A 21,633-nucleotide genomic window follows, 5' to 3' on the forward strand; every position below is an offset into this window, starting at 1 on the left:
TACTTCGCAATTTACAATTTAATCCATCATCAAAGGGGTTTCGCCCTCATTTTTCTGGGCACTTCCCGGTGTGCTGCGGCCGTCGCTGATATATTTCTTCATGAGAGCCGTAAGATTTTCTACAATTTGTTGATTTTGCTGTGTCAAATTATTGGTTTCACCGATATCTTCCACTAAATTATACAACTGTATCGGTGGCAGGTTTTCTTGCCTGGCCACCTCAGGCGTAGGTGGGCTCCACCCTCCGGAACCGGGACAGAACTCCAGTTTCCATTTTCCCTGCCGGATGGAAAATGAACCGTTAACCGAATGATGCACCGTTGCTTCGCGTATGGGGTGAGCGATTTTTTCTCCCATCAACACAGGTAACATATTGTAACTGTCCTCCCCTGCATTGTCGGGCAGATCAACTCCCACAATGGCGGCACAAGTGGCCATGAGATCGGTAAGGCAGATAATTTCGTCGGTCTCCGATCCAGCTGTAATCTTCGCTGGCCAACGGGCAATAAAAGGCACGCGATGCCCGCCTTCGAATATATCGGCTTTATGCCCCCTGAATATATAACTCGGATCGTGTCCGAACTCCGCCAGCTCATTATAATCGGCCAGGGGCGAACACCCATTGTCGCTGGTTACAATGATTAAGGTATTGTCCTTTATCCCATTTTGGTCCAGTGCTGCCATCACCTGCCCCACCACATCGTCAACCATCAATACAAAGTCGCCATAGGTATTGGTGCCACTTTTACCCCTAAATTCGTTAGTCGGCAATATGGGCGTATGCGGTGCGGGCAGCGGAAAATAAAGAAAAAATGGTTCTGCCTGCTTCGATTGTGTATTGATAAATCCCACAGCTTTATCTGTCAAGCGGGGCAATACTTCAATATGTTTAAAATCGTCGCCTATAGGGCCTTTCCGCCAAAAGCCTTTGCCCGATGTAGCCTCAACCGTATCAATGTTTACAGTTGTTACCCTGTCGTTTTCGATGTAAAGGTAAGGGGGAATATCGAGCGAGGCGGTTATGCCATAAAAATAATCGAAGCCGTTCGCATTAGGTCCGTTTTTAATGGGACGGGTCAACAGGGTGCGCCCTTCCTCATCTTTTTCCCAATCTAATCCCAAATGCCACTTCCCGATACATGCCGTTCGGTATCTCTTTTTCTTTAAGAGGGAAGCCACGGTCATTCGTTCGGGCGCTATCAAATGCTCATCATAACTCCACAGCACACCATCTTTCAGCCTCGTCCTCCAGGCATATCGCCCGGTTAAAACACCATAACGGGTAGGCGTACACACGGCGGAGTTGCTGTGTGCATCGGTAAAAATCATTCCCTGATCCGCGAGTCTGTCCATATGGGTGGTGTGTATTTGGGAGTTCTCGTTAAAGCACGACACATCGCCATAACCCATATCATCGGCCAGGATATAAACGATATTTGGATGACCGTTGATTTTGCTCGCGCCACCCGAACAAGCACTTAATAGGGGGATAGAGAAGAAGAGTATGAACAGTGTTTTCATGGGTTTTAGTTTTAAAGTTCCCGCCTAAATATATTTCAGGCGGCGGGATGTCGTTTCACTCCATTTGGGTTGATTAAACGGATTAATTGATTATAGAACTATAACCGACCAATTACTAACTGCCGACTATTTTACAATACACTCCATATAAACCATATACCAATCAACGGGACGCGGATTGTTCAATACGGGATCGCCTTTGAGCCAGTTCCAACGCAGCAGCCCTATTTTTATGGCTTTGCGCATATCGCTGCCCGGCTTGCTTTTGTTCCAGGCTTTTTCGAGGGCAAGAAAAGCGATTACCTGCCTATCGAATTCTTCCTGTACTTGCACCGTTGACATAGATGCAGTACGCAAGGCAAACTCGCGCATGGCATTATACGTTTGGGGATATTTTCGTTTGATAAACCGCCCGTTCTTATCAATTTTTAAGTCTTTAATTTCCTGCTTTACTTGCACCATTGGATTGTTCGCGGCGAATACTGTACCTGTACTGGTTAGGTACATTATCGCTATGGCTACAAGTATGAGGTATCGTTTATAAAAGTATCGGGAAAGATGTATAATGTTGTTTTTCATCTCATTATAAATATTTATTCTTATTGGTATTCGATGGAACTCGCCGATAATGTTTTCCCTCCCGCTTGTGCGGGACAGGTTTCCGCTACAGCGGAACAAGTAATGTGAAAGGCTACTCTCATAGCACGCCCCGACCCTTCGGGGGCTCGTTTCATTTAATCATTCTCCTGGTTATTCCAATCAACTACAAACTAACGTTCTCATAAAAATTAGTATCAAGACAAGAGATTTTGAGGTTATAAAACAACAGGTGGTGGATTAACACCATGTTAGCCAACCAACAAACTAATAATCAGTCGCTTCAAACAAAAAACCTAAAGCCAAGCGAGTAAAACCACAAGCTCCAATTCTATCCGGGGGCTTGTGGTTTCAATATACTCATCTGAAAGATTTTAGTTAAGGTTGATATTCTACTTCACCCTAAAACGGAACCTTTCAAATTCAGCAAAATCGTAGTTCAGTTCTTTTATCAGGTTAAAATCGGTATCGTACAATGCCACGCGGCCATTTCGGCCGATGTTATCCGGATTGGAGTTTCTGTTCCACCAATGGCGAATCAGTCCGTCCTCGGCTTTGTCTTTTACTTTAAGCTCGTAACATCCGGGGGGTAGTTGTTCAAAGTGCTCCTGATAAATCTGCTCGTCTTCCAACATCGCGCGCTCATAAAAAATTTCGCCGGCGGCATTGGTCAGCGTATAGGATGTTTCGTGCGCCCTGCCTTTATCGTTGGCTTCTAAGGTAAGATAAAAAGAGGATGGCATCACCGGCGGCAGTTTTACCACCGAGGTCATGATGTTGTTGGCGGCATTGTCGTCGGCCATGCTGTTGGGCTCACTTATCTGCACCACAAAATGGGGGTTCTTTTCGGCCTCTTCCCACGGGATATTGGGCAGGGTCAGGGTTTCCTTGTCTAAGAATTCCAAGTGACCGCTCCAGGTATGTTGGTATTTTGTGCCACCCTCAATTCCGTAAGTTATCAACAGACTGCGCAAGGTGTTTGTACCGGTATTTTGTATAACGATTACAGGATCCGTACAAATAGGATTAATCCGGCTGTATTCGTCTTTTGAGCTGGGCGCGATAATATCGCTGACTGCCGCATCATTTTTAAAGTTTGGCGCCCCATAGGTAAACAATTGATGACTGTGAATGTAGTAACCTCCTTTTTCGCCATTGTCCTTGTACATCTCGATGGCGTAATCCAGGTCAAGACTATCACCGGGCTCCACAAAACGGGTCAACTCAAAATCGTAGGTATCCACAGGTGTACCGGGGCACCATCCGGCACGGTCGAACTGCCAGGTGCCTCCCTGCGGATAAATGGGGTTGTCGCCACAGTTTTTCCATATATTCCATCGAAACAGCACTTTACCATTACCAAAATAAGTATGCGTTTTGCTGTCCCACTCGCAGCAGTTGCGTGGCCCAAAATGACCGTGTCCCGAAATCCGAGCCCTGAGCATGTAGCCTGAAGCATCCGGATCCATCAACAACCCTACCGGCTTCAGTTCTTTTTCGTCGGCCAGGTCTTCGTACGTATAATGCCCCCAGGGGTAAATATTTTGTATTGAAATAACATCGCGCACCGGTTCCCCTTTGATAAAATTAAACTTCAAGTCGATTAATTGGGCGGTGTTACCGGTTGATAAATGCACCTCGCCTTTTAGCAGCGGGGCATAATCGGTAACATCGTACACAAAGGTAAAGCCTTCGGGTCCTAAATCGAGCCGTTTGCCATAGGGCGTCACAAAGTTTTCCAGCTCAAAAATTTCTTCCGTAGTATCGTTAAGCGGAACATACAGATGGGTATGGGTAGAATAATCCCATTCGCCGCAAGGATATTTGTCGAGCGTAGTTTTTTCGTCGCATTTAATGGTGCGTATCATTTCTATCTTGGCATACCTCTCATCGTTATCCGGGAATTGAAAAACCCCTCTGCGTTTGGTTATGTCATCGAAAGTAAATGTTTGCACTACGATGGTATCGTTTTTTTGTTGCTGCCCCAGTATATTGAGCGCTGAGCAAAACAAGAGAATCGTTGTTAGGAAAATAGTTGTTTTCATATTTTTGAGATAAAAAATTAGAGGTTAGAGATTAGAAATTAGAAATTAAGAGATTAGAAATTAAGAGATTAGACCTGCCTATCCGGCAGGCAGGGATTAGGGATGCAACTCGATGAGTTCCATCCCGGATGATATATTCGTATTAATTACTTTCGATGGCCTGGCCTTCTTCGCGATAGAGGTCAACGGGACCATCCAACAGAACGGCTATTACCGTCACTTGCTCGTCCAGCACCTTTTCGGGTACGTCGATATATAGCAAGCCGGGCACGGCGCTCCAGTATTGTTTACCCATTACATTGCTGGCCAGCTTGGTTCCGTTGCCTACCACCCATATCCGGTTTACCTTATTTTTCAGTCCTTTGATTACCAAGGGTCCGTTAGGCTTATTATCGACAAAAAGATATAGCATCGTTTTATCCTTTGACAAAGCCGTGGGGCCATAAAAATGACCATGCGGGATACCTGCTATCGTACCATAGATGGCTTCCTGATGTTTGTTGGTCCACCTGCCCAGCTCCTTGAGAATATTTACCTGTTCATGGGGGATGGTACCATCGGCCTTGGGCCCCACATCCAGCAAGAGATTACCGCCCATGCTGATACAATCTACAAAAATACGGATTATTTGGTTGGGGGTCTTGTAATTGTGGTCGTTGTGCTGAAAGCCCCAGGAATCGTTCATGGTCATACACAGCTCCCAGTAATTGCTTTGGGGCTTTGTTACGGGGAGTCCCTGTTCGGGTGTGGCATAATCGCCATAACCCTGCAAGCGCGAATTCAGTATCACATCGGAATTCCATCCGATAAGGGCATTGCGCAGCTCTCTGGATTTCCATTGTTCGGCGCTCTGCTCCCAGTCGCCATCGAACCAATACAAATCGGGCTTAATGCGTTTTGAGAGTTCCTCCAACTGTCCGAAGTTGAATTTTACAAAACGCTCCCATCGCTCCGGATCGTCGGAATAACGCTTTTCCTTCCTCAAAAAATTGGGGTAATCGGGATGCGACCAATCGAGCAAGGAGTAATACATGCCCACTTTTAATCCCTTTTTGCGCATTGCCTTCGCAAACGGGGTCACCAAGTCGCGTGCTGCGGGTGTTTTTTCCACCACGTTCAAATCGCTCAGTTTGGTATCCCATAGCGCCACGCCATCGTGATGCTTTGAGGTGAGCACGGCATAACGGGCACCGCTCTCCTTAAACAGATCGGCCCAATACGTGGGATCGTAATTCTTTGCGGTAAAGCCGTTGAGCTGTTTCATGTAATCGGGATAAGAAATGTAGCCGTTAAAAAACGACCAGGATTCATCGATACCATCTACGGCATAGATACCCCAATGCACAAATATACCGAGCTTGGCATCTTTAAACCATTGCATCCGCTCCGCTTTGGCTTCGGGGGTTTCCGTTTCTGTAGGCTGTGCTCCCATGTTCATCGCAAAGGCGATTGTCAGGAGGATGGGGATAAGTAAATTTTTTGTTTTCATATATGTTGGATTATTGATTATTCATTTATTCAGTTTTTGTTACACGCAATTGGGCAACTCCTCCGGAGTTGAGATCGTACTGGTTTTGCTACCCCCGGTTACGTAAACTCCACCGGGGGTTATGCAATGGCAACTCCTTCGGAGTGGAATTTACAAGCTGCATTCCTTACGTATCGGTAACGAGACAGCTCCATAAAGTTGTAACCATACTACCCTCAATGCCCCCGGTTACGTAAACTTCAACAGGCGCTATACAAATTTAACTCCGGCCGAGTTAAGTTCATAATGCATTCTGCCTAAAGTTACGCAAGTTTGGGTGGGTTATAGTTCAGACCAAAACTCCGCAGGAGTTCGCTGTGCATAACCCCCGGAATAATCCGGGGGTTGGCAGATCTCAATCCCGAAAACTCCGTAGGAGTTTCCCTTTGCGGGATCGATACTGGAGCTTCCCCATCTTTTAAAACAGATACTTTTCATTCCAATCAATATCATTTTCAACCAATATTGTTTTCAATTCATCTTCAAAATGAATTGTTTTGTGATGTTCTTTTTGATTTTTTATGTAATTAACTATCATATCTTTATCTCGAATGCAATAGGTTAACGAACAAGAACCTTCTGCCCAATGGTCGAAGGACTGGAAATTATCCGAGCTTTTCATCCATCGGTTTGAGGCTGTTTTAATTTCCTTGATATAATCGGACAGGCATACCGAGGGATGAAGATCAGACAGAATATGAATATGGTTTTCCGTTCCATTAATCTGGTAAAGAATCCCTTTCCTTTTCTTTATAATACCCCAAATATATCTGTACAACTCTTGGTGGTGCGCCGTGGGCAAGGTGTTTTTCCTCTTATAAGTACAAAAAACAATATGATAAAATATTTGTCTAAAACTGTTCATATTCTTGTTTTTTTAACTCCTATAGGAGTTAGGTTTTTATTCGCTTAGTGTCATCGGCTAAACACCACTTTGACCAAAAAAGGGCAACTCCTACGGAGTTGAAATCGTACTGGTTTTGCTACCCCCGGTTACGTAAACTCCACCGGGGGTTATGCAATGGCAACTCCTTCGGAGTGGAATTTACAGGCTGCATTCCTTACGTATCGGTAACGAGACAGCTCCATAAAGTTGTCACCATACTACCCTCAATGCCCCCGGTTGCATAAACTTAACTTGAGGTTATGCAAAGATAACTCCTCCAGCATTGAGCTTACAAGCTACACAAACTCAACTGCGACGGCAAAGAGACAACGCCTTCGGAGTTGAGTTCATCCTGCTTCTAACACCCCCGGCTACGTAAACTCCACCGGGGGTTATGCAATGGCAACTCCTTCGGAGTGGAATTTACAAGCTGCATTCCTTAGGTATCGGCAAAGAGACAGCTCCATAAAGTTGTCACCATACTACCCTCAATGCCCCCGGTTGCATAAACCTAACTTGAGGTTATGCAAAGATAACTCCTCCAGCATTGAGCTTACATGCTGCACAAACTCTACTGCGGCGGCAAAGAGACAACGCCTTCGGAGTTGAGTTCATCCTGCTTCTAACACCCCCGGCTACGTAAACTTCACCGGAGGTTATGCAATGGCAACTCCTTCGGAGTGGAATTTACAAGCTGCATTCCTTAGGTATCGGCAAAGAGACAGTTCCCACAAAGTTGTCACCAGACTACCCTTAATGCCCCCGGCTGCATAAACTTAACTTGAGGTTATGCAAAGATAACTCCTCCAGCATTGAGCTTACATGCTGCACAAACTCTACTGCGGCGGCAAAGAGACAGCTCCCATAAAGTTAACACCATACTACCCTCAATGCCCCCGATTGCATAAACTTAACTTGAGGTTATGCAAAGATAAAACTCCGCAGGAGTTCGCTGTGCATAACCCCCGGATTAATCCGGGGGTGGGCAGAACCCAATCCCGAAAACTCCGTAGGAGTTTCCCTTTGCGGGATCGATACTGAAGTTTCCCCATCTTTTAAAACAGATACTTTTCATTCCAGCACAATTTCATATTTTGATTACATCATTTTTAGCTGATAACTTTTAATCACCACTGTCCGAAAAAAATCATTTGATCTTCACTTCTTTGATAATCATCCACCCTTTGTGGTCATCGGTAATTTTTAAGCGAACCGCTTTTATTACCAAACCATCCAGTTGAGCGGTGGCCATGCCGTCTTTAAAATCGGCCACTTTTTTAAAGTTCTTTCCATCTTCCGAAATTTCCAGGATGCCGTGTTCCAGAAAATCCTTGGAATCTCCGGTGATGACTTCTATTTCGTTTACCTTGACCAATTCGCCCAGGGTTATCAAAAGGTATTCGTCTTTTATCGGGGGACGGTTGGTCCAAAAATAGGTATTGGTGCGCCCGTCGAAAACATACTCGGCATAATAGGGTTCATAAATGCCCAGGGTGGTTTCGATAAAGGCATGGCGCACCAGGGCAGGTTTTTCTTTGCCGGGATTAAATTCTTCGGCATCAATTTCGTCTTCGTGATAATAGTTGATGCCCCACTTATCCAAGAGGGGATAATGATTTTGCAGGCGCGAAAGAAAGTCGTCCCAATTGTGATTTTCGGGATTCAGCCATACCACTTCGGCCAAAGCCAGTATCCGGGGAAAGATACGCTCCTCGATGGTTGCCGGGGTAGCCACCCGCTCCGTCCATAAACAGGCCTGTGCACCTTTAATTAACTGCGCCTCCTGCGCACTCGCATCGGGCGGTATGGGGTTCCAATTGTACACCTTTTTTGTGCTGTTACCCGAGTATCCCCAATCGAAATAACATCCGTGCTGCGGGCACATGATGACATTAAGCCCCGATTCAAGTGCTTTCTGCGCCTGGGGAACACCCGTGTCGCGCCATACCATTACCACATCGTTGGACGAGGCAGCTCCCCGGTCGTTTATCTCGTCCCAGCCTATCATCCTTTTGTTGTGACTGGCAATAACTTCGGAGGCAAAGCGGGTATAATGATCCTGAAGCTCCTCTTCGTCCTTGAGGCCTTCTTCCTTTATTTTGGCCTGACAATGCGCACACTCTTTCCAGATATCCTTTCCCACTTCGTCGCCACCGAGGTGGATATAGGGAGATGGGAACAAAGCAGCCACCTCAGCTACCACATCCTCCGTAAACTGGTAGGTCTTGGGGTTGCCGGCACACAACATCACCTCGTACCAACGCTTAACGGTGCCCGAGGGCTGCTCCATGGGATAAACCTCGAACTCGCCACCACGGCACGACAGTTCGGGGTATGCCGCCAAAACAGCACGGCTGTGTCCGGGAAGGTCTATCTCGGGTACGATCATAATATTTTTGTCGGCTGCATATTTGATAAGGGCCCGCATTTGATCCTGCGTGTAAAAATTACCCGACATTTCAGGTAAGTCTTTGTAATGCGTTCCTACGGTGGTCAGTTTCGGATACTTTTTAATTTCCAGTCGCCAGCCCTGATCGTCGGTCAGGTGGAGGTGCAGGCGATTCATTTTCATACGGGCCATCTGATCGATCACCGTTTCCAGCTCCGCAATTGTCCAGAAATGACGGCTGCAATCCAGCATAAAACCACGCCACCCAAAACGGGGCGAGTCTTCTATTTTGTAGGCGGGTATTTTATTTTCATCATTGGCAGCCAACTGTTTAAGCGTTTGGATACCATAAAAAATACCCTTGGTGTTGGATGCCGATAGTTTTATCGTTTTAGGGTTAACGTTTAGGGTATAACCTTCATCGCCCAATTTTTCGAGTGTTTTATCGAGTGTAAGTAGGATAACATTATCATCTTGCCTTTTAAGCTTTTCGATTTGCAATGCCAACTTGCCCTCGCCAGAAATATCGGAGAGCATAATGGCCAAGGGTAATAATTCCTTTTGCTTGCCCTTATAAACAATTTTAGTTTCGAAGTTTATGCTGAAGGCACCTTCTTGTTTGATGATGCTTTGCGGCTTGGGTATTAAAGCCAAACCATTGTCTTGTGCAGAAGTACCTGCCCAGATAACGAGCACAAGGAATACGGTGAATAAAAATTTGATGTTCATTATTTTTTGGTTGATCGATTAGTTATTGTTTTGATATAATGCTTAAATATCGTCTATTATTTGAATGAATGCTGTCTTCTAAATTTTAAGTTGCATATTTTTCTTCCTTTAAGGTAATTCCAAAGCTCACATTCTGCTGGAGTAGAGTTGTTTCTCAAATATTTTCTTTTCTTTATATGCTCTGGTCTGTTACTGTCCATAGTTGTCGTATTTTACAGGACTAAATTTACAAATAAACGTATTTAACCACCTCCCTTCTACTATGTAGATGTACTCCTCCTTTTAAAGGAGGAGAGCTGATTTACAGCTTGGTAATCATTTTGTGCAAAGTTTACTGTTCATCGATATAAAACAATATGACTGAACGCTACGAACACATAATCGGAACCTTAACCTCTTAGCTTGACGGCTATGGCCTAATGCCGGACAGCTTTTGCATGGCGTCCTTTCCCCGGTTACCCGCCTGCCGGAGGGCAGGAAACCCGGGGCTATTCATTTTTTACCCCTCCAGGGTAATTCACAACACAAATAGAGCTGTATATGTCTATCCTTATATCTAGCCCTTGGCTTTCAGCCTCCCTCCTTTACTTGGCCTTGATAAACACGGCGCCGTGACTGTCGTTGCCCAGGTCGCCGCGCACACGGGCTTTAATGGTAAAGGCGGCTCCGGTTTCGTACTCGTCGATATCGAATTTGTAAACGTTGTTTTGCGAAGCACTGCCCGTAAATCCGGAGTGTACGTCCTCGGCTATTTTATTGCCATTTTTAAACACCTCAACCGATTCTATGTCCAAACGATATGCGCCCCCTGTAAATATGAAAGTGATCTCATAGGCTGCATTTTTATTTATCTTACCCGTTGCGTTCATTTCAAAAGAGCCAAAGGTAATACCCCGGATGTCCTTGGGTGTCCACTCGGCCAACAGCTCTCCGTATTTCTCGAAACCTTCGTATTTTTTGGGGAAATATAAAGGTAACGAAAACTGACGACGGTTGACCACCGTGATGGCCTGAAAATCGTGGATATTTTCTACATGTAAAGGCTTTGTGTAAACCGTGCTGTGTACATTGGCCGGCACACCATCTATCGCATAACGCAAGTGCGCGCCCTCTACCCTATTTTCGAGTGTAATTTCAAAGCCACCATTTTTCTCCTCTTTGGAAATTAATTTAGGCTGTGGTATGCGATAACCATATCCGGCCTGGTCGTAGCGTTGGTAATGGGTACGCATATTATCTTCAAACTCCTCCCAACTTCGCAGTTCTTGAGGCGTCCAGCCTACCTCGGCCAGTGCCGCCATGCGCGGGAAGGTCAGGTAATCCATATATTTTTCGGCCCTGTTTTCGTTGATGGCATTGATGCGCGGTAACTTGGGGCCATGGATAAACTGGTCGGACCACAAACAGCCGTTTACACCGAGCACCTGATCCCTGAATCGTGGTTCAAGGCCGGCAATCATAGGATCCCACTCATAGGCTTGTTTCAGGGAGATCGGGGGCAACCAGGTAGCGGCCTGTACCTCGCCCGGGATCGCACTTTCGGGGAAGTCGAAATAGGTATGCCCCGTTAAAGCCATCACCACATCGTGGCCAGCCGCAGTCCCGGCCATGGCCTTACTTTTATCGTGCCATATCATACCCACGGCCTTGTCGGTCAAACCCTCTTCGATGATTTCGTCCCAGCCCACCACGATTTTTCCGTGTCCGGCCAGCATTTTCTGAATACGCTTATTCATATATACCCTCAATTCTTTTTCAGTTTCCAAGCCAAGCTCTTGCTTGCGTTTTTGACAGTGTTCACAAACTTTCCAGCGGTCGTAAACAGCCTCATCACCTCCGATATGTACATATTTCGAAGGAAATAAAGTGACGGCTTCGTCAAATACGTCCTGCAAAAATTCATAGGTAGATTCTTTGCCCGCACAATAGAGATCGCGACTAATAAAATGCTGGGTTGGCACCTCGTGTTGTTTTCCGGTGCATGACAAATGCGGATAGGCCGCTATTGCGGAGAGTACGTGTGCGGGCAACTCAATTTCTGGTATCACCTCCACGTTGCGGGCCGAGGCATAGGCCACAATATCTCTGATATCCTCCTGGGTGTAGTATCCCCCGATACGATCCTTTCCTTCGCCACGCCATGCGCCAACGGAGGTAAGCTTCGGGTATTTTTTAATTTCCAAACGCCATCCCGCATCATCGATTAAATGAAAATGAAGCACGTTGAGTTTATACATGGCCATCATATCGATAAAACGGAGCACATAATCTTTCTCGAAAAAATAACGGCTCACGTCGAGCATCATACCGCGCCATGGATAAGAGGGTGCATCGGATATTTCGACGCCCGGCACATTCCAGGTTACGTTTTTTTGGCGCTGTTTGTTAAATATCTCTACGGGCAATAATTGCAATAGCGTTTGAACCCCATAAAAAGCTCCTGCCCCATCTACGGCTGTGATAACGATATTTTTACCAGTAACGCTCAACTTATAGCCCTCGGATTTTATATCCCCCGTTTTATCGAGCTTTAAGAAAATGACATTGCTTTTAACTTTACCCGCCTCGCTCACCTGCAAATCCCATCCCGCTGCAGGCGAAAGCGCACTCAGGAGCAGTTCAGCCTGCTGTTTTAATCCCGGCGAGTACAGGATGCTTGTACCGCGGGCTAGGTTAAACATCTGTCCGTTTTCCGTCATTTTTACAGGACGGGGAATTACATCTATCGACTTTGCATCCACGGGCAGTAGAACGATGGATAGCAACAAGACACAAAATAAAGTTCGTTTTTTCATTATGTTTTATATTTTAACAATTAGGCATTGTTGTTTTCTATTGAATAATCTTACAATTAATATTTTGGTTACCCGTCTGCTGTCGGACAGGGAACGGATTTGCATGGTGGAATTAGAATACACGGGATGAATCCCGTGCCTAGTTATAAAACACCAATCGTTTAATTTCCATTCTTTACCTTTAATTGGCGCAAGGTTCCCTTGAAACCATCTTGGGCATCCCCGATGGTTCGTAGGGGGAACACAAGCGTTTGCTGAATGTATATTTTATTGATGTCGCCTTTTTCTGTCACGCCTTCTTTCGTTTTTCCCTGCAAGCGTTCTACTTCGTTTCCGTCAATCAACAACGAGGTGCCTTTATGATCGCCGTACACAGCCAGGCTTACCGGCGTGTTGGCATCAATAAGGTGGTCGAAGGAATAATAATAACCGTCGCGTTTAAAACCCAACTGTATTTTACCATCTTTGGGTGATGCCACTACTTGGGCATTAGCCGATGAAAACAGGACGGCCTCGGGTGAAATATCTTTATCAAAAGTAATGTCGAAAGTTACCTGATAGGGATAGCCGATCTCCTCGATGGGCGTGGCCAGGGTGCTGTTGTCTTTAAAGCGATAGCCTTTATTCTTTTTCCATTTGGCTTTTGGGGAGGTGTTGAGGTCATATCCATTGGGTGAAAAATCTTTTTTTGCCGATGTCTCAAAATTATAATGCAGCACTACATCGCCTTGCGATTTTACCTTGGCCATTACATTAACGTACGGGGCCTCGATAAGCTTACCGGCCATTTCCTGAAATTCTGGAAGTTGGAGATTATCGGTTTTGCCCGCCCACATTTTTTGCGCCAGCACCTGCAGCGCCGGGAAAGCGCGGTGGTGCACATCCTTTTCGCTGATACCATTACCCACATGATCGTTCCACACGGCAAACATACCGCCGCTGATGCTGGAATGCCCAAAGGGAAAAACATCGCCCCCGATAAGGTTGGGCTCCCATTGGTTGAACAGGAAATCGAGGTTAAGATAATCGTGATAATAACCAGCAGCCGGTACGATATACAGATGACGGTCGGTGGTAGAAATCAACTCATAGCCTTGATCTATCATATCGTTGGGATCGGCGTAACCGTTGTACCAGGCATTCATAATCACATTGTCCGAGGTAACCGGTGTTTCGCCCTGCGCATGAGTGAGCGCTCCCCAAAGGCGGGCACGCTTGCCGTAGCTTTGCACCAGTTTAAGATAGTGGTCGGTGAACTTGCGGAACTCCTCCGCCTTTTCCTTAGAATACTCATCGGTACCGATATGCACGTCGGGGCCAATAAAAACAGGATTATCGCCCCCGAGATACTCATCAAAGAGGGCATCGAAAAAGGTATAAGTTTCTTTTTTGGTAATATCCAGATGATCCATGCCGTACTCGCGGCTACCCAACGAAGGCTTGTAATGCGTAAAAGCCAGACTGTGTGCCGGGATGTCAATTTCGGGAATCAAATTTATGCCATAACTCATCCCCATTTTCTGGAGGTCGGTAAACTCTTCTTTGGTATAAGAACCGTCCTTGGCCGTGAGTCCGGGATAGGTATCTGACGCTAACCTAAATGCAGAATAAGTTTTGTCCCAATCGTTATTAAAAAACTGCTTAAAGCCGTTGTCGTTGAGATGCACCTGAAACTCGTTCATCTTGTAATACGACATGATCCGAATATAATCTTGGAGGAACTCCATACGGAAAAACTTACGGGCGGCATCCAACATAAAACCGCGACGGGCATATTTCGGGTAGTCGCGCATGATGCCTTTGGGAATCTGGTTGCCATATATATTTATCAATTGCAAAATGCTTCGCGTCCCCATAAAAGCACCCTCAGGCGTGTTGGCCTCCAATACAATATTCTGATCGATGGTAAGGCGGTAACCCTCATCGCCCAATGCTTTGTCGTTGCAATCCAAGCTAACATATATTGCCCCGGATTGCTGCTTGCCCTGATCAAGGGTATAACGCCAATCGCCCAAATAGGTCATATCGTTGGCAAAGATGTCCATACCCTTTTTTAGCACTTGGTAGCTCTCGTTGTCTATAATTATGCGGCCGTTGTTTTTTAGGGTAAAGTATCCAATGTGGCCCAGCCATTCGCGCGGAGTGGGTATAATTTCGGGTCGATCGTTAACCGAATCCCCCACCTTAAACTCACCGGGTATGCTAACCTTTTTGTTGGGAACGTCCGTTTTTTGTCCGCTGGCCTCGTCTATCAGTTGATAATAAACCAGCACATCGACATCCACGAGAGGCCTAAAAATATGGCCTTCCTTATCCACAACCTGCGGCCGGTCGGTGCCTTTCAATTCCAAACGATAACCGGCTGGAGCTGCAGGGGGTTGAATGGACTCATCGCCTTTGGCCACTGCTGGAATTTGCCCGATGCTTTGCACCATCTGTTCCAGGAATGATAACTCCTTACTTTTTTGAGCGGAAACAGATAGGGATAAACCGACAATACAAACAGATAAAATTGAGAACTTGATTGTTTTTAATATGGCCATTTCAATTGTTTTCTAAATATTTTATGCTAAAAGTACCCTTAATATTATAGGGGCGATGTTTGAATTTGTACATATCAGCATTGATTATATACATAAACAGCAATTGCACTTAATAATGAGGTTTATAATTTCATTAGTGCAATCAGATTATATCTTAAATAAAAAATTTCGAACTTCATAAAATAAAAAATTCAAATAAACGGACTATAAGGAGGATTAATAAAAAAAGGAGAAACCGAATGGCACATAGTCCGTTCAATTTCTCCTTTTAAACTTTAATATTTAACCCCCTTATGGTTGCTGTTTTATAGCTGATAAAAATCCGGGCAGAAGCTTTTGTGAACCTATCTTGCTTGGTTTTTAAAGTACACTGCAATAACATGGCAAGCTTGCAACCATCTGCCGATGATGATAGCAGCTACATTTATCATTTTGGTAACTACTATTAAAATCGTATTCTAACAACCTTTACCCTGCCAATTACAGAAACACATAAGGACTAAAACACCCGGATCATATTTGTAAGATTCGCGATAATTGCAGACTACTTTTAGTGCTTTTCAGCAACTTCATTACTCAATCCTCAACCGTTGGAAAACGTGCAGGGGTGAGTAGGAGGATGAATAAGGTAATACAAGCTGTGGCCACCAAACCAATGTACACATTATGCGTGGCATCAAAAAAAACCTCCCGAAGGTAGTTACTAACTCCTGAAACCGAGCCATGCGATTGAAGCAGTTCTACCACCTCATTCACATCGGGTAATTGAGCCTGAAGTTGAGTCGGTGCATTCTCCAGTTTATCGGTAAGTGCCGCATTAAATATGGTAGCGAACAATGCGGCTCCAATACTTTGCCCAAAATAGCGCGAAAACATGGTAGCTCCTGTAACCACGCCACGCTGCCCCCATGCCACCGTAGATTGTACCCCTACTATTAAAGGTGTAGATATTAAACCAAAGCCTGCACCCATTATCAATTGAAAAGCCACCAAGGCCCACACGGGGCCCGGGAATTTCATAAATAAGAATCCGGAAGCACCTATTATAACGATAATAATACCACAGAGGGCGGTGTTCCGAAAGCCTATACGCAGGTATAGTTTCCCTGATAAAGAGGACGAAAGCGGCCAGGTAATACTCATGCTGGCCAATATAAAGCCTGCTGCAATGGCACCCACCCCGGTTACGGATTGGGCAAACACCGGCAAATACATCTGCGGCCCCATGGTAATAACGGCCATACCTATGGTGGCTAAATTGGCACCCAGGAGAACACGCCTTCTCCACACCCATGCAGGCAATATGGGCTCAGCCGATTTGCGTTCGATGCGTACCGTTATAAAAACCATTAGTGCACCAACAGCTATTACACCTAAGGTATTAAATGAAAACCAGGGCCATGCCTGACCACTTTGCAACAAACCGAACATAATAACTGCGCCCGTAAGCAGCATAGCTACTGCACCAGCCCAATCAATATTGGGTTGTTTTTTAGGTTTGTTTTCGTGAAGAAACTTACTGATTAAAATAATAGAAGCAATTCCAAAGGGTATGTTAACAAAAAATATCCATCGCCACGAGGCGTACTGTGCAAAGGCGCCTCCCAGTGCAGGCCCCATAATGGCCGATATGCCCCATACACTCGACAACCAGCCCTGAATTTTAGCACGCTCACGAATAGAGTAAATATCTCCGGCAATGGTGTTTACCGTTGCCATTATAGCACCGGCTCCAATTGCCTGAAGTCCCCTGAAAAAAATTAAGGAATACATGTCCCATGCACCTCCACAAGCCGCAGAGCCAATCAAAAAAACTATTATGCCGGCAATTAAAATTGGTTTCCGTCCGTAAATATCGGCCAGTTTTCCATACACAGGAATAGTAATGGTTTGAATGAGCAAATAAATTGAGAACAACCAGCTGAACAAAGAAAACCCACCCAAATCGCCTACAATTTGCGGAATAGCTGTCGCCACAATTGTTGTATCCATCGCTGCCAACATCATAGTCAGCATTAAGGCAATTAGTATCCAGGTTTTTCGCATTTATTATTAAGTTTGATTTTAAGCTTTAATTTTCATCTAATTTGCAATAAGCTACTTTAGCCTAATTTATTGGCTCCGCAGGCTTTCACGTAAGCTTTAGCGCAGGTGCCTGTTCATTGTTTAAAGTGTTATTTCTGCTTGCAACTGCGGCAGCATACGGTATTCAGAAATCAAAACGGCGACAGGCTGTCGATAATGAATTCTGTAAAAACTTTTATCAAAAGTTTAACTTCTGCTACACGGGCATAACCTTTGGTTGGCCGCATAGGCTCACAGCCTTTAGCCAAAGCCTTACGTTTATGTCAAAGTATTCTCCAACTGCTACAACCTTTGGCGAAGGACTTCATGTGGGAGCTGAGTATAATAGGAACCATAGGCAAATATTTAAACCCATAAATTATCGCCCCTTACCCATTTGACTCCAATAACTGATTTTACTTACCCGGAAGTGTTTGTTGCTGACTTATTTTGCTGTGCACCAAATTCGAGATCGTTTCGTAGGATTCCACGCCCGGCATCACCGGCTCCAGAAATTCCACTATCACCGTTTTAAAAGGTCGGGGGAACCAACTGCCCTTGGGCAGGGCATCAAAGGCTCCATTTATCGATACCGGTACGATAGGCACGTTAAGCTCACGACTTAATATGGCAAAGGTTTTTTTAAAATCGCCCAGGTTGCCTGTTTTAGTACGGGTACCTTCGGGAAAGATGATTAGATTCTTCTTCTTTTTGAGTGCTTCGCCCAGCTTTTGAATGGACTCTTTTAAATCCTTGTTCAAATCCATAATAATAATATGGTTACGATTAGCCAAAAACTTAAGCCAGGCCTGACGTACATGTTTTTCTTTGGCATAGAAGTAGGTGTTTTTAATGGTCTTATTTTTTAAAAACGAAGCCACAAACAAACCGTCGAAATAACTTTGGTGGTTGGGTGCAATGATACAAGGCTCATCCGGAATATTCTTTAATCCTTTACCTCTGAACCTAAAATAAAGCCTAAAAAACGTTTTGGATACCTTTACAAAAAAGCGCCCTGTAAACCATGTTTTGGGCAGCGATAAATTCACCTTCTCTTTTAAAATTTGTGCCCAATCAATTTTCTCGGCTTTCATTCTACTTCTGTTATCCTGGATATACTCACTCAACGCCAGCACACTTTTGAACCTGATTAGTTCATCCGGGGCAATATCCACACCAAAACTCGATTTTAAAAAAACCTGCAGGCTCACCTTATCTAAGGAGTCCAGGCCCAGATCCATTTCTAAATGATACTGGGGAAGTACTCTCTTTCCTTTTTCCTGTTCCAGATAGCTTACAATAATATCAAACTCCCGGCTATCAACCTGCACTTGTGGCAGCTCCTCAATTTTTTCCACACTTTCCAGATCGGCCAATTTAAAACGTTGTATTTTCCCTAAGCGTGTGCGTGGCAGCTCTCCATCAAATACCGTAAAGTCAGTAACTTTTTTATACGAGGCGCAATGCTGGTTGTAATCGTCGAAAACTTTCCATTTTATCTGCTGGTGCAATTCCATCGGATCGGAATATTGCGCCATTAAAGTATCAGAAGGCACCACAATAGCTTTAAACTGATCGCCGGATTGATATACGCCCACTTCATTTACAAAAGCAGCATAATGCTCCAACTTTTGTTCAATTTCTACGGGATTAATATTTTTACCATTCGAGAGAATCATAATCTCTTTTTTACGTCCGGTAATAATCAAATAATCGTCTTTATCAAAGTGTCCCAAATCACCGGTATAAAGCCAACCGTCCTTAAGCACTTCGGCAGTTTCGTTTGGACGGTTATAATAACCTTGCATAATATTATCACCTTTGGCCACAATTTCGCCGTCGCGTATTTCCACTTTACATTGGGGTAACCTAAAACCTGGCGAGCCCACTTTAATATGTCCGGGTCGCGTAAAGGTAATCATGGGTGCCGCTTCGGTCATGCCATACCCTTCGAGCACATCGAAGCCCAGCGTTTTGTAATCGTTACCTACTGCAGTATCCAGGGCGGCACCGCCCGAAACCATAAAACGAATATGCCCCCCAAATTTTCTGTGTACGGTTCCGAATACAAGTTTGGAGAAAGCTTTGGAATTAATTTTTTCGGCCAGGCTAAATAATGCACTTGCCACCTTGCTTTTGTTAATCTTATCCTTAATTCCCTTGCGTATAGCGCTAAACAAACGAGGCACGCCTATTAGCAGAGTCACCTTATTATCCTGCATCGTTTTTATAATATCCTCAGATGCCATGGAAGGCGACATAGCAACTGTAGCACCTGTAAACAGGGGCATAATCATTGTACCTAACAAGGGAAAAATATGATGCAAGGGCAATAGTAACAGAATGGTATCATTGGGTTGGTAAATCTCCACATCCACCGAAACGGCTTTAATATTCGATAACAAGTTGGTAAATGATAACATAACCCCTTTGGGGCTTCCGGTAGTACCAGAAGTATAAATGATAACAGCCGTTTTTTGTTCGTCGGGTTCTATTACAGGGAAAGCATCAAATGCATCGCATGCTGCCTGCTCATAGTCATCAATCAATAGTACTTTGGGTTGATAATTTACCTGAGCCAAGGCCTGTTCCAAATCGTTATTTTTATCCTTGGAAACGAAGATAACCTCGGGTCGACAATCATTTAAAATATACGCCACCTCATTTACCGTGCTCATAAAATCTACGGGTACTACCAGCGCATCATTATTCCAAGCCGAATAAAAGCTATAAATCCAGCCTAGCCGGTTCTCCGAAAAAATGGCCACTTTGTCTACCGAAGTGTATAATGAGGAATATAATTGAATCTTACTTCCTAAGTCCTTATATGGAACTGTTATATTGGCACTTACTATTGCCGGCTTTTCTTTTTTTTGTAAAAACATACTAAATGTATACGTTATTGAACGGTCAAAGATATACAAATTCTATTTTCTATATTATAATCCTATCGGAAAACCAATTAACCCCAATTTAAACTCAAAACAAAAGCTTTTGTTTTAAATACTTAGTCCAAATCTTTGAACCTTACATTTACAATTGGTATTTTTGAATAATTAGCGAAGAAAAACATTAAAACATATATTATGAAACGAGTATTTATTTTTTTAGCCGAAGGCTTTGAAGAAATTGAAGCCATTACACCCATTGATGTTTTGCGCAGAGCCCAAATTGATGTAACCACAGTATCTATTTCCGATAAAAGAGAGGTGCACGGGGCACACAAAATACCTATAGTGGCAGATGTTGTGTTTGCCGATGCCGACTTTTCGGGTGCCGATTTACTGGTACTCCCCGGAGGCCTGCCTGGCAGTACGAATTTAAACGAGCATATAGCTTTAAAAGAATTACTGGTTGATTTTTCGAACAAAGGTAAACTGATTGGCGCCATTTGTGCCGCCCCACTTGTGCTCGGTGGCTTAGGGCTGCTTAAAGACAAAACCGCCACCTGTTATCCGGGAGTTGAAGGTAAACTAACGGGCGCCAAACACACCGGTGCTCCCCTGGAAGTGGACGGCAACATTGTTACTGCCAAGGGTATTGGTGCTGCCATGAAATTTGCCCTACAACTGGTTAGCATGCTTAAAAGTAAGGAAGAAGCCAATAGACTGGCCAAGGAAATGGTAGTGGAATAAAAAAAAACATTCTGCTCCGGCATCTACCGGAGCAGATTATTTTTTATTGAACAGAAACACTAAAGTTTTTATAAGTAGGCAGAAAAAAATTAATCCTCATTTTTCCACTCTTCCACCTTACCATGATACGAAATTGGACTTCGGTTATTGCTACTGATATTTAAGGTGGCATTCTCTTTCCCCGTTATTTCCAAATAAAACTGATATTGATCATTGCTTTCTTTCATCTCAAAAGAAATCCTTATCCTGCGTTTGCGCTCATCTACCTTAACCTTCTTATTTCGCATAAGGCCCTCGAAATGAAAACCTCCTCTTTCACCGGGGGTAACACTGTAAGCTCTTCCAAAATAAGGCATATGAACCAAGGCACTATCTCCCACAATCCTCAGATGATTGGGATTGTTGAATAGATCCATATTTTTAAATCCCATCGGAAAAGCCCTTTCGGCAACAAACTCAATAGGCTTGTCCCTAATCATCACCTTCAGTTGCTCAAAGGCTTGCGTTTTCTTCGTGCTCTTATCCGTTCTGCTTTTGGCTGCATTTTGACCCCATGCATTCGCTATCACAAAGACCAATGCAAGCAGTAAAACTACTTTTATATTTTTAACCATCACCTTATAATAAATAGATTCGTTACTTTTGCACCAATTATGATACCAAAAGATACAAAATCATATGACCATCCGTAAAGAAAAGAGCAATTTTTCGACTAAATGTTTTGTATGTGATAAGAAATTGGAACAGGCGAAATTAAAAAACAAAGTCACCAACCTACCTGTTTGTAATCAATGCAAAGACACAGAGGAGGAAAAGGCCAAGGAAAAAGAAGTCCTCGACTCATTGGCAGATGGCTTTGTATGCGGATGCATTTAACAATTAACATTATACAGTAATCAGT

General features: G+C 44.3%; 14 protein-coding genes. 2 read left to right on the plus strand and 12 right to left on the minus strand.

Annotation, left to right across the window (positions count from 1 at the left end):
- Nucleotides 1-18: 18 nt before the first annotated feature.
- The 11 genes from FN809_RS14015 to FN809_RS14065 all read right to left on the minus strand — a co-directional run bounded on the left by FN809_RS14015 (nucleotide 19) and on the right by FN809_RS14065 (nucleotide 19,982).
- A complete protein-coding gene (locus FN809_RS14015; RefSeq protein WP_142534153.1) occupies nucleotides 19-1,521 on the minus strand; it encodes a sulfatase family protein in 1,503 nt (500 codons plus the stop codon).
- A gap of 126 nt (nucleotides 1,522-1,647) precedes the next feature.
- Nucleotides 1,648-2,100 carry a hypothetical protein gene (locus tag FN809_RS14020; protein WP_142534154.1) on the minus strand — a complete coding sequence of 151 codons (453 nt, stop codon included), beginning with the start codon at nucleotides 2,098-2,100 and terminating at the stop codon, nucleotides 1,648-1,650.
- Between the two features lie 410 nt (nucleotides 2,101-2,510).
- Entirely contained in the window at nucleotides 2,511-4,163 is a 1,653-nt protein-coding gene (locus FN809_RS14025; RefSeq protein ID WP_142534155.1) for a peptide-N-glycosidase F-related protein, read from the minus strand.
- Nucleotides 4,164-4,305: 142 nt separating this feature from the next.
- On the minus strand, nucleotides 4,306-5,652 hold the full coding sequence (locus tag FN809_RS14030; protein WP_142534156.1) for an alpha-L-fucosidase: 1,347 nt from the start codon (nucleotides 5,650-5,652) through the stop codon (nucleotides 4,306-4,308).
- 457 nt (nucleotides 5,653-6,109) lie between these two features.
- A complete protein-coding gene (tnpA, locus tag FN809_RS14035; RefSeq protein ID WP_142534157.1) occupies nucleotides 6,110-6,556 on the minus strand; it encodes an IS200/IS605 family transposase in 447 nt (148 codons plus the stop codon).
- A 1,168-nt stretch (nucleotides 6,557-7,724) separates the two neighbouring features.
- Nucleotides 7,725-9,695, minus strand: a complete 1,971-nt coding sequence (locus FN809_RS14040; RefSeq protein WP_142534158.1) for a glycoside hydrolase family 20 protein — start codon at nucleotides 9,693-9,695, stop codon at nucleotides 7,725-7,727.
- Between the two features lie 56 nt (nucleotides 9,696-9,751).
- The gene (locus FN809_RS18090) at nucleotides 9,752-9,895 is read right to left on the minus strand and encodes a DUF559 domain-containing protein (RefSeq protein WP_142534159.1); all 144 of its coding nucleotides are present in this window, start codon (nucleotides 9,893-9,895) and stop codon (nucleotides 9,752-9,754) included.
- A gap of 384 nt (nucleotides 9,896-10,279) precedes the next feature.
- Nucleotides 10,280-12,490 (minus strand): beta-N-acetylhexosaminidase, encoded by a 2,211-nt coding sequence (locus FN809_RS14050; RefSeq protein WP_142534160.1) that lies wholly within the window; start codon nucleotides 12,488-12,490, stop codon nucleotides 10,280-10,282.
- Nucleotides 12,491-12,651: 161 nt separating this feature from the next.
- On the minus strand, nucleotides 12,652-15,033 hold the full coding sequence (locus FN809_RS14055) for a family 20 glycosylhydrolase (protein ID WP_142534161.1): 2,382 nt from the start codon (nucleotides 15,031-15,033) through the stop codon (nucleotides 12,652-12,654).
- Between the two features lie 576 nt (nucleotides 15,034-15,609).
- Complete coding sequence (locus FN809_RS14060) at nucleotides 15,610-17,079, minus strand: MDR family MFS transporter (protein ID WP_142534162.1); 1,470 nt, start codon at nucleotides 17,077-17,079, stop codon at nucleotides 15,610-15,612.
- Nucleotides 17,080-17,513: 434 nt separating this feature from the next.
- The gene (locus FN809_RS14065) at nucleotides 17,514-19,982 is read right to left on the minus strand and encodes an AMP-binding protein (protein WP_142534163.1); all 2,469 of its coding nucleotides are present in this window, start codon (nucleotides 19,980-19,982) and stop codon (nucleotides 17,514-17,516) included.
- Between the two features lie 201 nt (nucleotides 19,983-20,183).
- Between FN809_RS14065 and FN809_RS14070 the strand changes: the two genes are divergently transcribed.
- On the plus strand, nucleotides 20,184-20,732 hold the full coding sequence (locus FN809_RS14070; protein ID WP_142534164.1) for a DJ-1 family glyoxalase III: 549 nt from the start codon (nucleotides 20,184-20,186) through the stop codon (nucleotides 20,730-20,732).
- An 89-nt stretch (nucleotides 20,733-20,821) separates the two neighbouring features.
- Here the strand turns inward: FN809_RS14070 and FN809_RS14075 are convergent, their stop codons facing one another.
- The gene (locus tag FN809_RS14075; RefSeq protein ID WP_142534165.1) at nucleotides 20,822-21,346 is read right to left on the minus strand and encodes a DUF4251 domain-containing protein; all 525 of its coding nucleotides are present in this window, start codon (nucleotides 21,344-21,346) and stop codon (nucleotides 20,822-20,824) included.
- 64 nt (nucleotides 21,347-21,410) lie between these two features.
- On the opposite strand from FN809_RS14075, the gene FN809_RS14080 reads away from it, so the two are divergent.
- Nucleotides 21,411-21,608: a hypothetical protein gene (locus FN809_RS14080; protein ID WP_142534166.1), complete on the plus strand. Its 198-nt coding sequence runs from the start codon at nucleotides 21,411-21,413 to the stop codon at nucleotides 21,606-21,608.
- Nucleotides 21,609-21,633: the final 25 nt, after the last annotated feature.

This window comes from Saccharicrinis carchari (assembly GCF_900182605.1).
In the GTDB taxonomy this organism is placed as follows: domain Bacteria; phylum Bacteroidota; class Bacteroidia; order Bacteroidales; family Marinilabiliaceae; genus Saccharicrinis; species Saccharicrinis carchari.